The following is a 13,780-nucleotide window of genomic DNA, read 5'->3' as shown; positions in this document are numbered from 1 at the left end:
GAGGTTTTGGGGTCTAAGACTTAAGCCCCCGGCTCTTCCACAGAAGGTATATCGCGGGATAAATCAGGAGTTCAAGTATTGCGGATGTGACAACTCCTCCCACCATCGGAGCTGCTATGCGCTTCATCACATCGGCGCCTGTGCCGTGGCTGAACATGATGGGCACAAGCCCTGCAAGGATGACGCTCACGGTCATGATTTTGGGGCGGATTCTCTTTACTGCGCCGTGCATTATGGCGTCTTTAAGGTCAGAAATATTCCTCATCATTCCCTTGCTCCTCCATTCTTCATAGGCAAGGTCCAGATACAGGAGCATGATAACGCCGGTTTCTGCATCAAGCCCTGCAAGCGCAATTATGCCGACCCATACTGCAATGGATAAATTGTAATTAAGCAGATAAAGCAGCCAGAAAGAGCCTATCAGGGAAAAAGGCACTGCGAGAAGCACTATCATTGTCTTTACTGTTGACTTTGTGTTGATATAAATAAGCACAAGTATAATTAAAAATGTTAGGGGGATTACAAGTTTCAGCCTTTCCTGCGTCTTTTGGAGATACTCATACTCCCCGCTCCACTGAATCCTGTAGCCCTCTGGTATCATTACCTTTGATGCAACCTTTGCCTTTGCCTCATTGACATAACCGCCGATGTCTCTGCCTGAGAAATCCACATAGACATATGCAGCAAGCAGCCCTTCTTCGCTTTTTATCTGCGTAGGGCCTTTTAATATTTTAACGTCGGCAAGCTGGCCAAGCGGTATTTGAGCGCCTCCGGTCATTGAAGGCACCAGAATGCGTTTTATCTTTTCAATGTCATTTCTAAGCTCCCGCGCATAGCGGACATTTACCGGATACCTCTCCCGGCCCTCTACCGTAACTGTCAGGTTCATGCCGCCCATAGCGCTCGCAATCACATTCTGAATGTCCTCAATCGTAAAACCATACCGCGCCGCCTCATCCCGGTTTATGGCAACATCAAGAAAATATCCCGTATTGACCCGCTCGGCATATGCGCTCCTTGTGCCTTTGACGCCTTTAATTGCATCTTCAATTTCCAGCCCCAATTTCTCAACAACTTCAAGCTTGGGCCCCATTACCTTTACGCCGACAGGCGTCCTTATGCCTGTGGCAAGCATGTCAATGCGCGCCTTTATGGGCATGGTGAAGGAATTTGCAACGCCCGGGATGCTCAGGGCATCATTCATTTCGTTTTTAAGGGATTCAATATCCACGCCCGCCCGCCATTCTTTTTCAGGCTTTAAATTTATAATCGTCTCAAACATCTCAAGCGGGGCCGGGTCAGTTGCTGTCTCTGCCCTGCCTGCCTTGCCGAACACCTGTGATACCTCAGGCACCTTCATAATGAGCTTGTCCTGAAGCTGAAGGAGATTTGAGACCTCGGTTATTGATGCGCCGGGCGCTGTCACAGGCATATAAAAAAGCGTGCCTTCATTAAGCGGGGGCATAAATTCTGAGCCGAGCTTTGAAAACGGGAAGACCGTCAGGGCAATAAGTATTATTGCCGATATTATTACAACCTTGTTAAACCTCAATGAAAGTTTCGCAAACGGCTCATATATGCGGCGCAGAATGACGCTTAAAGGATTTCTATCCTCATGCCTTATCTTTCCCCTTATGAACAGGGTCATCAGAACAGGCGTCAGTGTGATTGCAAGGAATGAAGCAAAGAACATTGAAAAGGTCTTTGTGTAGGCAAGAGGTTTAAAAAGCCTTCCGGACTGCCCCTGAAGTGTAAATATCGGCAGAAATCCGACCGTGATTACAAGGAGCGAGAAAAACAACGAAGGCCCGACTTCTTTTGCCGCTTCAATAATCACATCCGCCTTTTCTTTTATTGAACCTTTTGAACTATTTAAACTATTTAAACTTTCCCATTCCTCCAGCTTTTTATGCGCATTCTCAACCATGATGATTGAGGCGTCTACCATAGCGCCGATTGCAATGGCAATGCCGCCAAGGCTCATAATGTTTGAAGTAACTTTGAGATAATACATGCAGATAAATGAAATTATTATGGCTATCGGCAGTGTAAGGATTACAACAAGCGCGCTCGGGAGGTGGAATAAAAATACAAGACACACGGCGCTCACGGCAACGGAAAGTTTTATGATTTCATCTTTAAGCGTATCTATTGACCTGTAAATCAAATCAGAGCGGTCATAGGTAGTAATAATCTTCATGCCCTTTGGCAGTGACGGCTGGATGTCATTTTTTATCCGTTCCTTCACCCTTGAAATTACATTGAGAACATTCTCTCCAAACCTGACGACCACAATCCCGCCCGCCACCTCGCCCTTGCCGTCAAGGTCTGCAAGCCCCCTGCGGATTTCAGGGCCGAGCTGAACATTTGCCACATCCCTGAGAAGCACAGGCGTCCCCCTCATATCTGTAGCAACAACTATCTTTTCAAGGTCGCTCAGGTTTTTTACATAACCCCGGCCCCTTATCATGTATTCAATGCCTGAAAATTCTATGACCCGGCCCTCAACATCCTTATTGCCTTTGCGCACTGCCTCCATGACTTTCATGATAGGGATGTTGTAAGCAAGCAGGCGCGCAGGGTCCACCGTTACCTGGTACTGCTTGACAAAACCGCCGAGGCTTGCCACCTGCGATACGCCCGGGACGCTTTCAAGCGCAAGCTTTATGTTCCAGTCCTGAGCAGACCTTAATTCCGAAAGGTCATACCTGCCTTCTTCATCAACAACCGCGTAGCTGAAGCCCCATCCGACGCTTGTCGCATCAGGGCCCAGCACGGGATTAACATCAGCAGGCAGTTTGTTTTTTACTGACTGCAGGTACTCAAGCACCCTGGCCCTGGCCCAGTAGATGTCCGTCCCTTCATCAAAGATAATATAGATAAAGGAACTCCCCAAAAATGAAAAACCGCGCACTGCCTGAACCTTAGGGGCGGCAAGAAGCGTTGATGTTATAGGGTAGGTAATCTGGTCTTCAACCAGGTCAGGGCTCCGCCCCTCCCATGCAGTGTAAATAATGACCTGTGTGTCACTCAGGTCCGGGATGGCGTCAAGCGGGATTTTTTCTATGGCCCAGTAGCCCCATACGCACAGAAAAATCACCAGTAGAAAAACAAGGAATTTATTCCGCGAGCTGTATTCTATGATTTTAGCTATCATAATTCGTGACTCGTAACTGTAATGTTTTTATTGTTTATGGTGAGAGGGGGGATAAAAAGTCTTGTTGCAACACCTTTAAACAGGCGATTATTTTTATGAAAAACTTTTTGCATAATCTCTCTGTTAAGTCAAAAAAATAATCGCCTCTCAATAAATCCTGTTGCGTTTCAAGAATTTTTAGACACCCGCCTCTCACCATAGGCATTTCAGTGCTTATGTCCGAGAGGTTTTACGCCCTTTAACTGCGCCTCTGAATCAATCAGGAAATTGGCTGATACGGCAATTTTTTCGCCCTTTTTAAGTCCTGCAAGCACTTCCCTCAGGCCCTCAGCCCTTAAGCCGAGCATAACCTCCCTCGGCTCAAAATAGCCGTCGCCCTTGTCAACATAAACCACCTGCCTTGTCCCTGTGTCAATTACGGCATCATCAGGAACAGCAAGTTTCCTGCCTAATCCTATCTTTATCTCAATGCCGGTAAACATCTGCGGCATAAGCTGAGCTCCGGTGTTCGGTATTGAAAACCTGACTTTAGCAGTCCTTGTCTCTGCTGAAAGCGAGGGATATATATAGTCAATCTTTGACGAAAACTCCCTGCCTGGCAGATAACTCAGCGCAATCCTTGATGCATCGCCGGGTTTTACAAAAGGCAGCTCATACTCATAAATATCCGCAATTATCCATAAATTTGAAAGGTCGGCTATTTTGAACAGCGGCTCGCCTGCCTTTATCATCATGCCCTCAAATGCCGCCTTTTCACTGACATATCCTTCAACCGGGCTGTAAATAGTCAGCGCCTTCACCGGCCTGCCGAGTTTTTCAATCTCTTCTATCTGCTTGTCGCTGATGTCCCAGACATAAAGCCTTTTCCTTGCCGCATTGAGAAGGGAAGCAGCGCTCTCCTCAAGCGCAGTGCCTGACTGCTTTTGTCTCCATTTAAACGCGATGAGATATTCCTCCTGAGTTGAAATCAGCTCGTGGCTGTAAATGCTTAATAGCGGTTCTCCCTTTTTAACATACCTGCCCGTATAGTTTACAAAAAGCTTTTCAATCCATCCTTCAATATGCGTGGTAATGGTTGTTATCCTTCTTTCATCATATTCCACACGGCCGACGGTCCGGATGATTTTCTGAAGAGGCTGAAAATCAACCGCAGCCGTCTTTACGCCCATCATCTGCTGTTTTTCAGGAGATATCTCAACCAGCGGGGTCTCTTCCGCCTCTTCAGCCTGAGCCTGAGACACTTCCTTTGCCTCTTCGTGTGTAGTGTGTGCGACAGGCGGAGGGGCTGTCCTTTGTTTATAGAAATATAATCCTGCGGCAGCGGCGCCTGAAATAACAATTATGATTATGAGGGCGATAATTTTTCTTTTCATTTCTGAATCTCCTTAAGCTCTTTCCCTACCAAAGCCTCAATCCTTGCAATTGCCTTTTCCTTCTCAACTATCCGGCTATGGTACTGGAGTTTACTGTCAAGAAGCGAATTCAAGTTCTTAAGCAGTGCAATCATCTCCACCCGGCCTGCAGCGTATTCAGCCATAGAAGTTTTTAATGCCATTTCCGCCTGAGGGATAAGCCCGTCCTTATAAAGTCCTGTCAGGGCTTCTGCCGTCTTTGCCATAAGAAAATTGTCTTTTAACTCAAAGGAAATTACCTGCTTTGTTCCCTCGTATTCATGTCTTGCCTGTGAAAGGGCTGATTTCTGCTCAAGCACTGCCATGCTTTGTTTTTTCTTGTAAAATAATGGGATGTTTATTCCAACGCCAAGGCTCCACATATCCTCAAACGGGTCCTTCCGTTTAAAAACACTTGCCGTAAGATTGAAATCAGGATAATATTCCTTCTTAGCCATTTCAACCTTTGCCTCGCCGGCTTTTATCATCTTTCCCCTCACCGTCAATTCCTGCGAATTACTTAACGCCCTGCCCTGAAGCTCTTCAAATGAGTAGGCAAATACAGTCTGTTTCATTTCAGACGGCTTCCCAAGCGGCGCCTCAATGTTCCTGCCTAAAATCATGTTGATCTCCGCCTCGGCGCTTTTCAGCCTTTGTCCTAACATCTGTTCTTTTTCAATCAGCATTGACTTCTCTATCTGCGCCATCAGAACTTCCTGCTGGGAAGCCATACCGGTTGAATACCTTGAAAGCGCAGAGGCTTCAATTTTCTCAAGCACACTGCGTTTTTCATTCAGGATAGCCAGAGACTTATGGTTAAAGTATAGGTCATAATAGGCGGTTTTTACCTTTGACGCCACCCGGAGTTTTACATTGTTGTAATTTGCCTCAAGACCTTCTGCATCACGCTGTGTCATTTCTTTTTTGATGCCGAGTTTGCCGGGGAACGGAAACATCTGGGTTGCGGAAAACATCCACTGTGCGCCTTCCATCTCCCCGAAGGTATATCTGTCCCATCCCTCATTCTGGTATTGAACCATAACTTCCGGGTCAGGCAGGGTTTTTGCCTGAGGGATTTTATAGGCAGCGCTTTTCCATGCCTCTTTTGCTGAAAGGATTTCAGGGCTGTTCAGAAGCGCCTCGTCAATCAACGCCTGCAGGCTCAAATCTTCGGCAAATGCAATGGAGGTAAACAACAAGAAGAAGGCAATAAGGGTCATGTAGCAAGGGGCAAGTAGCAAGGAATGAATTGTATTCCCTTGACAGGCTGTTAAAAAACTATTTTCACGCATTTGGTCGTCATTCCCGTAAAAACGGGAATCCAGTATTTTCAATACGGTCTGGATACCCGCCTTCGCGGGTATGACAATTTTTTTAGTAATAATGGACTTTTTCAATAGCCTGTTGACCCTTGACCCTATGCATTGCACCCATTACGCCTCAGGCCTTACCCCTGACAGCTTTTCTACCTTGCATCCATGGTAAATTTTGCTGTTACAGGAGTTTTCCCGGGCATTAAAATCTTAACGGTAATACCCCAGGACCCTGACATGGACAGATCAAGCTTCGCCTCATAAGCCTTATCTTTCAGCCCTGCTTCCGTATCATAACTCACGGCAGGCATGCCGGGCATTGCAGGCATTGAATAATTTATCTTAATCTTTGTCTTTGGATCTACAAGCATATTTTTATTTGCATCTTCAATCTCAACTTTAACAGGGTTTTCACCCACAAAAGGCGCCTTTTCTGTTTTAAAGTGGACAATAAAACTGCCGGCCTTCTTGTGCAGATGCAGCCCCTTTGCATAGCCGACGCTGGCAAATACAAGCTGGATTATCAGCAAGCCAACACCTATAATATTTATTTTTCTTATCATCTGATTCCTCCTTTTTTATGATATTTTTCTGAATCTTGTGAGCATGCCGATAACTTCATCTATCTTTTTTTGCTTTTCCGCCTCGGATCTGCCCTTAAGCGCATTAGTGACACAGCCCTCAAGATGCCTTTTAAATATCTCCGACTCAACCCTTAATATCGCCCCGACAATAGAATGAAGCTGGGTTAGGATATCCATGCAGTATCTTCCGTCTTCAATCATCTTCTGTATCCCGCGCACCTGTCCTTCAATCTTTTTTAAAAAAACCAGCTGTTCTTCATGTGAAACGCCCTGTTTTGTTTTCATTGTCTTTTTAATGAGTTGCTATCTCCAAGCTCTGAGTTCTTAATCAGAATATACCATACCCACCTACCCTATGTCAAGAAAAAAATCTCGGCTCTTCCAATTTTTATTTTTTGTCTTTATTTGCATTTGATTTTATACAATTTTTTTGTATAATTGAACTACCACGCAGTCCCGACATTTCGGGGCGAGGTATCAAGATTGAAAACGACTTTTCACTATGTCATTCTGGCTTGTCCAGAATCTTTCTGAGAAGGATTCCCGACAAGCGGGAATGACAGCGAGAAATGATAATTTATACCCTAAAGCTAAGCTTCGAGGAATTCTTTGATTAAGGCAAAACGGAGGATTTATGAAATACCAGACAGGCAGGGCTGGACGGATTATTATTGCAAGGTTTGAGGACAGGGAAGATATACTTGGAAATCTTGCCGTAATTGCCAAAAAAGAAGATTTAAAAGCCGGTGTTTTTTATCTCGTCGGGGGGATGCGGGAAGGCAGGATAGTAGTAGGCCCTGAAAAAGATGAGGTGCCGCCAAAACCAGTATGGAAACAACTCGGAGAAAGCCATGAGGTTGTCGGCGCAGGGACCATTTTCTGGCAGGCGGATGAGCCGAAGATTCACTTCCACGGAGCCTTCGGCAAAAAAGACATGGTCAAGGTCGGATGCCTGCGGGAGCAATCTGAGACATTCCTCGTGCTTGAAGCGGTTATTATTGAGATTGAAGGGGTAAAGGCAGTCAGGGAGTTTGACCCCGTCTCGGGGCTTACGCTTTTGAAACTATAGCTGTTTCATGCCTGCGGTTTTATGTTAATCCCGAGTTTTTTTATTTTTACCCTTAATGTATTGCGGTTTATTCCAAGGAGTCTTGCCGCCTTCAGCTGATTGCCGCCTGTTTCAGCAATAACCATCACAATTAACGCCTTCTCCACTTCTGTTATGACGGTGTCGTAAAGATCAAATTTTTCAAGGCGCTTTATATTCCGCATAAACCATTTAAGCCTTTCCTCAATAAACCCTCCGATAGACTTTACCCGCTTTTGCCTGATGTCAAAATCCTCCCTCTGCAGCACATCTGCGTCTGATAAAATGCACGCCCTCTTAACTGCATTTTCAAGCTCCTGCTCATCCTTCCAGTCATGAGTCAAGAGATATTCTCCGGCTTCTTTTGAAAGCTCTTTATGACCTGTCTTAACCTGCCGGTCGGCTAATTGAATGAAGCACCCTGCAAGCAGCAGTATTTCATCGCGCCTTTCCCATAACGGTATATTCTGTTGAAGAGAAGATTTCTCATCCATAGCAGGACCCCTCTATATATCCTTTCGCATAACGATTCTTTGATAGAATTCACACTTTCTGCAATCGCCCAGTTTTTGTGCGATGGCTCCGCTTACTTTTTTGCCGCAGAAGGTCCCTGCAACCACCCAGCACATCCTGCCGTAGTTGGGATATGCGGCGCATTTCATCACCGCAGCTCCTTCTGTCTTCTCAACGCCGCATTTTTGAAATTCCCAGCACATTGTCTTAACAGCTTCCTCCTGGCTTTGATACGGGAAGAACAGCCTGAAAACAGCTCCCTTGCCCTGCATGCTTTCCACTATTACTAATCCATTATGTTCGTCCATAATTTTTTTGCAGATGGAAAGACCAAGGCCGGTGCCTGTGCCGATTTTTTTGGTTGTAAAGAAAGGCTCAAATATAATATCCAATTTATCGTTAGGTATGCCGTATCCGGTATCCGCAATTTCAACAACAACATAGTCAGCATCGTACATACGCCGCATAAAAGTGCTTACACCTAAAGTCCCGCCCTCATGCATTGCGTCTATTGCATTGCCAATTATATTATTTACCGCCTGAACTGCCTGATCCTTGTCTATCAGGACAGGCGGAAGCGACAAATCTAAATTTTCTTTCACCTGAATTGACTGCTCGTCCAGCATGCTTGAAAAGGCATTCAGCGCCTCCCTTATTACTTCATTAATATTAAAGTACCGGAGGCTGAACCTCGCTTCCCGTGAAAATATAAGGACATCCTTTAGTATCCTTTCAAGCCTGTCCACCTCGGAAATCATAAGGTCGGTATACCCCTTTTCCTTTGTGCCTCCGGGAAATTTTTTATTCAGCCTTCTGGCAAACCCGCCTATTGATGTCAACGGATTCCTGATATCGTGGGCTATATCCGCAGTAACACGGCCGATGGCGGCAAATTTTTCAGCCTGCACAATCCGTCCCTGGAGATTCCTAAGCGCATCTATGGACTTTTGCAGATCCTTATTGAGATTTTCTATCCTGCCCTTGTCCTTCTTGAGCCTGTTGGAAAGCATGCCGATAGGCACGGCTATTAAAAAAAGTACTGCAGCCTTAATATAAAAATCATTCCACTGAAATTCCGTAAGCTTGGCTCCGCTGCTTAAAAAGTAAAGTATTGCCGACACAGCCGCCACACAGGTGCCTATGATATGCCCGTAGTAAAAAGCATACAGCGCCGTCATCAGATAAAACCCGCTGAAAAACTCGCTGTCAAATCCGCCTGTCAGATTTACAAGCAGCGATATAAAAGAAAGATCAAGGCAAAGCGAAAGCAGATAAATAATTCTCTTCCTCTGCGGAAAAACAAAAAGCCAGAAGTATACAATGAGACTGTATACGGCAAAATAAACAAAAAGACCGCTGATACCCCATGCCGGCTCTTTTGAAATGTCTAAAAATAAAAGCCAGCCAACCCCTCCGGCAAATACAATGCTGCGCAGAACGATAAATGCAGTATCGGCAATTTCTATTTGGGCTTTAGCTGTGTCCCACTGCGCCTTTAATTTATTATAAATATGGCTGCTCATTTTTTATATCAAGGAAACGCAAGGTTTGTTTAAACAGTAACAAATTTACATAATAGAATACAAGACAACGATAGAATACAAGACAACGCATCAAAACAAATAATTTTATCAAAAATATTTTTATTCCACATTTCATCCACTGCATTTTCACAGCAAAACACAGTAAAAATCAAGGACTTGCAAAAACTCCACTTTCCCCTTGACATATACAATATATTGTGGTTTAATCATGTTTAACCTCTAAATAGAGGGGTGCTGGGTAAAATTACGCAGTAATGAAAAACAACAAAACATTCGGTCGTTTAACAGGGAATTGGGTATAGGAAAATATTTATGGGGATGGAGAAAATAAGATAATGTCTTATAAAATAATTTGCGGCAGTTGCACCGAAAAACTAAAGGCAAAAAAACTAAAAGACATTGACCTTACTTTTCTTGATCCGCCTTTTAATCAGGGCAAAGAATATGCTGAGTACGATGACAATCTACCCGATGAAATCTATTGGCAGTGGATGCAAAAAATATGTTCGAGTATTTATGCCCTAACCTCTGAGGGCGGGGCAATTTATTTTATGCAGAGAGAAAAAAATACAGAATATGTATTGAACTGTCTTAGAACATCCGGTTGGAACTTACAAAATTTGATAGTCTGGAAAAAGAAAAGTTCAGCAGTGCCTTGCAGTAACAAGTTTGGTAAACACTACCAGATAATTGCTTTCGCTACAAAAGGAAAGAAATCTCGTGTATTTAACCGCTTGCGAATTAATCCATCTCTGCCTGCGGGTTATAAGTTTGAACGGGAAAACGGCATGTACGTGACAGATGTATGGGATGATATACGAGAGCTTACTTCAGGCTATTTTGCCGGAGATGAAGCGCTAAGAAATCTAAATGGCGAAAGATTTCATAAACAACAAGCTCCTATTGCATTGCTCTTGCGTATTATACTTTCATCAACAAAAATCGGTGATACAGTTTTAGACCCATTTGCAGGAACAGGGACAACTTTGGTTGTTGCAGAACAATTAGGCAGGAAATCCCTGGGGATAGAACTTGATCCTATGAATGTGGAATGTATTGAAAACAGGCTGACAGATTTCAGAGATGACGACAATATTCAACGATATTTTAAGGACTATATTCACACTGAAAACTTAAGTGAGATATGGGACACTGATGAAATTATTTCAACTAACAAAAATGGGGTCTTAAGTTTATTTGGCAAATAAAATGTATTCTATCTATCATTTTTTTAAATCCTTGTTAGATAAAAAACATTTTTTCACCCAGGTGAAAAAATTAGAGGATTTCCCTTTTAAGAAAGGGTTGCTGTCTTGCAAAAATGTCGGGAAGTTTCCTGATATGGCAATACGCATTAATAAATCCTCTGATATGTTTACCGGAGGAGAACTTATAGAATTAAAAGACAGCGGTTCTTATACTGTTTCATCTTTCAATTCAACAATCCCTACAGGAAAAAAAGAAATTTCAAAAATTATTACTGGAGATAACAGCAATACAAAGTTGCAAATGGAACACGCTGGCAACAATATTTACTCATTACCAGAGAGAGATGTATTCTATCTTGTCAGAGGCAGAAAAAAAAGCAGAAAGAAAAAAGATAAAATACAAACTAAGGTTTGTTTGGTTTGTGGAGATTTTTTTGAAACAATCAGAGTAGATGATTTAATTAGTCAGTCATTTTCCCAAGTTCTACAGGAAAGATTACAAGAGAGCAATACAGAAATCTCCGATGAATTGAGAGTTATGCTGCTGTCCATTTTTTCACAGCAAGAAAATTTTAGCAAAGTCAGAACAGTTGATAATGCATCTGTAAAACTTCGTTTTAGAATAATGACAGAAGTTAAAGCTGAAGGAAACATCTTACACTCTAAAAAGTACCCTGAAATTAAAGACAATACATTGAACTTCATCTTGCCCTGTCATAGTACCAATGAAGAAAGGGGTATATTGGACAAGGCAGAAAAGGTATTTAATAAAAAACAGATGAATTCACTTAACATATTCAAAATAAAACATCATTTTAATGGTTATTTTCTCGTATTTCAAGCAGATATATAACTATATTTGTGCAGACAACTTAGTGAATTAATTTTAAAAAAAGGGGGGAGTTATGCAGGCACTTAACGGTCTTACTCTTACATCCAATGCATTAAAGGTTCTTGAAAAAAGGTATTTGAAGAAAAACGAGGATGGCAATATCGTTGAAACCCCTGACGTAATGTTCAGCCGCGTTGCAAAGGCAGTTGCCGGCGCAGATGCAGCTTACGGCAAATCACAGGCTGTGGTTGAAAGTATTGAGAAAAAGTTTTACGAGCTGATGACATCACTTGAATTCCTTCCCAACAGCCCTACCCTTATGAATGCCGGCAGGCCGCTGGGACAGCTTTCTGCGTGCTTCGTTCTCCCTGTAGAAGACTCCATGGAATCCATCTTTGAGGCGGTGAAGAATGCGGCAATAATACATAAGTCAGGCGGCGGCACGGGTTTTTCATTTTCAAACCTGAGGCCCAAGGGCGATGTTGTAGGCTCAACCAAAGGCATTTCATCCGGACCCATTTCTTTCATGACAGTCTTTGACTCCGCTACAGAGGCCATTAAACAGGGCGGTACAAGGAGAGGCGCAAACATGGGCATACTGCGCGTGGACCATCCGGATATCCTTGATTTTATCACTGCCAAAGACCATAACCATAAGCTCAATAATTTCAATCTTTCAGTTGCATTAACAGATGTATTCATGAAAGCATTGGAAAAAGATGCTGAATACGATTTAATTAATCCGCACACCAAAAAGTGCGTGCGCAGTCTTAAGGCAAAAGAAGTCTTTAATCAAATAGTCAGCCACGCATGGAAAAACGGAGAGCCAGGCATTGTTTTTATTGACAGGATAAACGGCTCCAATCCAACGCCGAAACTCGGGGTCATTGAAAGCACCAACCCGTGCGGCGAGCAGCCTCTTTTACCCTATGAATCATGCAATCTGGGCTCCATCAATCTTGCAAAACACGTTAAGATTGACGCCTTGCACACTGCTGACGTTGACTGGGAAAAACTCAGGAAGACCGCACGGACAGCAGTACATTTCCTTGACAATGTGATTGATGTTAATAAATATCCGCTTATAAAAATAGATGAAACCACGAAGTCAAACAGAAAAATAGGGCTTGGAGTCATGGGATGGGCTGATATGCTTATTCAGCTCAGCATCCCGTATCATTCAGGCGAGGCGTCAAAGCTTGCAACTGAGATAATGCGATTCATCCAGACCGAAGGCAGAAAAAAATCCGAAATGCTGTGTGAAGAAAGGTGCGCATTCCCCAGTTTTGCAACAAGCATGTACAGCGGCGGAGCGCCTCTTAGAAATGCCACCATTACAACCATTGCGCCGACAGGGAGCCTTTCAATAATTGCCGGCTGTTCAAGCGGCATAGAACCTTTATTTGCAGTGTCTTTCGTGCGGAATGTGCTTGAGGGCACAAAGCTTTATGAGGTCAATCCTCATTTTGAAAGCATTGCAAAAGAAAGGGGCCTCTGGAGCAAAGAGCTTATTGAAAAAATTGCCGAGAAAGGGAGTATTCAGGAGTTTAGTGAAATACCCGAAGACATAAAGAGGGTGTTTATCACAGCGCATAATGTTTCTCCGGTGGACCACATAAGGATGCAGGCGGCCTTTCAAAAACATGTGGACAATGCCGTTTCAAAGACCGTTAATTTCCCGCATGAGACCTCTGCAAAGGATGTGGAAGATGTTTATCTACTTGCCTATGCACTTGGATGTAAAGGCGTTACTGTTTACAGGGACGGCTCAAGGGAGGAGCAGGTCCTTTCCACAGGCAAAACCGCCTCAGAACAAAAAACCCAGACAGACGCGCCCGTCAATACAGAATATGTACAAAAAATAGTTCCAAAGAAACGGCCCGAAGCAATCAAGGGGACCACAAGGCTTTTGAAAACCGGATGCGGGCATCTATATGTTACTGTCAATGAGGACACAAACGGCAATCTCTTTGAGCTCTTTACGCACATGGGAAAGGCCGGAGGGTGCGCCGCAAGCCAGGCCGAGGCCATCGGAAGGCTTGTCAGCCTTGCATTAAGAGGGAATATTGAACCTGTTGAGATTGTCAAACAGCTCCGGGGCATAAGCTGCCACAGCCCTGCCTGGGCAGAGGGAGGAAGGATAGCCTCATG

The 13,780-nt window shown here is 43.9% G+C and carries 11 protein-coding genes; 4 read left to right on the top strand and 7 right to left on the bottom strand.

Features of this window, described 5'->3' with window-relative positions:
- Positions 1–13: 13 nt before the first annotated feature.
- The 5 genes from HZA10_07910 to HZA10_07890 all read right to left on the bottom strand — a co-directional run bounded on the left by HZA10_07910 (position 14) and on the right by HZA10_07890 (position 6,730).
- Entirely contained in the window at positions 14–3,157 is a 3,144-nt protein-coding gene (locus HZA10_07910; protein ID MBI5196232.1) for an efflux RND transporter permease subunit, read from the bottom strand.
- 206 nt (positions 3,158–3,363) lie between these two features.
- Complete coding sequence (locus HZA10_07905; protein MBI5196231.1) at positions 3,364–4,530, bottom strand: efflux RND transporter periplasmic adaptor subunit; 1,167 nt, start codon at positions 4,528–4,530, stop codon at positions 3,364–3,366.
- Positions 4,527–5,882: a TolC family protein gene (locus tag HZA10_07900; GenBank protein ID MBI5196230.1), complete on the bottom strand. Its 1,356-nt coding sequence runs from the start codon at positions 5,880–5,882 to the stop codon at positions 4,527–4,529. Before HZA10_07900 ends, HZA10_07905 begins: the two co-directional genes overlap by 4 nt.
- Positions 5,883–6,013: 131 nt before the next feature.
- Positions 6,014–6,424, bottom strand: coding sequence for a FixH family protein (locus tag HZA10_07895; GenBank protein MBI5196229.1), 411 nt, complete (start codon positions 6,422–6,424; stop codon positions 6,014–6,016).
- A gap of 15 nt (positions 6,425–6,439) precedes the next feature.
- Positions 6,440–6,730, bottom strand: coding sequence for a metal-sensitive transcriptional regulator (locus HZA10_07890; protein ID MBI5196228.1), 291 nt, complete (start codon positions 6,728–6,730; stop codon positions 6,440–6,442).
- A 349-nt stretch (positions 6,731–7,079) separates the two neighbouring features.
- On the opposite strand from HZA10_07890, the gene HZA10_07885 reads away from it, so the two are divergent.
- Positions 7,080–7,514, top strand: coding sequence for a DUF296 domain-containing protein (locus tag HZA10_07885; GenBank protein ID MBI5196227.1), 435 nt, complete (start codon positions 7,080–7,082; stop codon positions 7,512–7,514).
- 5 nt (positions 7,515–7,519) lie between these two features.
- Here HZA10_07885 and HZA10_07880 read toward each other — a convergent pair whose 3' ends face one another.
- Together HZA10_07880 and HZA10_07875 are read right to left on the bottom strand one after the other, a co-directional pair.
- A complete protein-coding gene (locus HZA10_07880; protein MBI5196226.1) occupies positions 7,520–8,026 on the bottom strand; it encodes a hypothetical protein in 507 nt (168 codons plus the stop codon).
- Positions 8,027–8,038: 12 nt separating this feature from the next.
- A complete protein-coding gene (locus HZA10_07875; GenBank protein MBI5196225.1) occupies positions 8,039–9,568 on the bottom strand; it encodes a sensor histidine kinase in 1,530 nt (509 codons plus the stop codon).
- 356 nt (positions 9,569–9,924) lie between these two features.
- Here HZA10_07875 and HZA10_07870 point away from each other — a divergent pair, with 356 nt between their 5' ends.
- The 3 genes from HZA10_07870 to HZA10_07860 all read left to right on the top strand — a co-directional run.
- Positions 9,925–10,797, top strand: coding sequence for a site-specific DNA-methyltransferase (locus HZA10_07870; GenBank protein ID MBI5196224.1), 873 nt, complete (start codon positions 9,925–9,927; stop codon positions 10,795–10,797).
- The gene (locus HZA10_07865; protein MBI5196223.1) at positions 10,787–11,650 is read left to right on the top strand and encodes a hypothetical protein; all 864 of its coding nucleotides are present in this window, start codon (positions 10,787–10,789) and stop codon (positions 11,648–11,650) included. The genes HZA10_07870 and HZA10_07865 overlap by 11 nt, the downstream gene beginning before the upstream one ends.
- Before the next feature lie 52 nt (positions 11,651–11,702).
- The coding region (locus HZA10_07860; protein ID MBI5196222.1) for a vitamin B12-dependent ribonucleotide reductase at positions 11,703–13,780 on the top strand (2,078 nt) is incomplete at its 3' end.

This window comes from Nitrospirota bacterium (genome assembly GCA_016212185.1).
In the GTDB taxonomy this organism is placed as follows: Bacteria; Nitrospirota; Thermodesulfovibrionia; order UBA6902; family DSMQ01; genus JACRGX01.
This window is presented reverse-complemented; position numbering and strand designations above follow the sequence as displayed.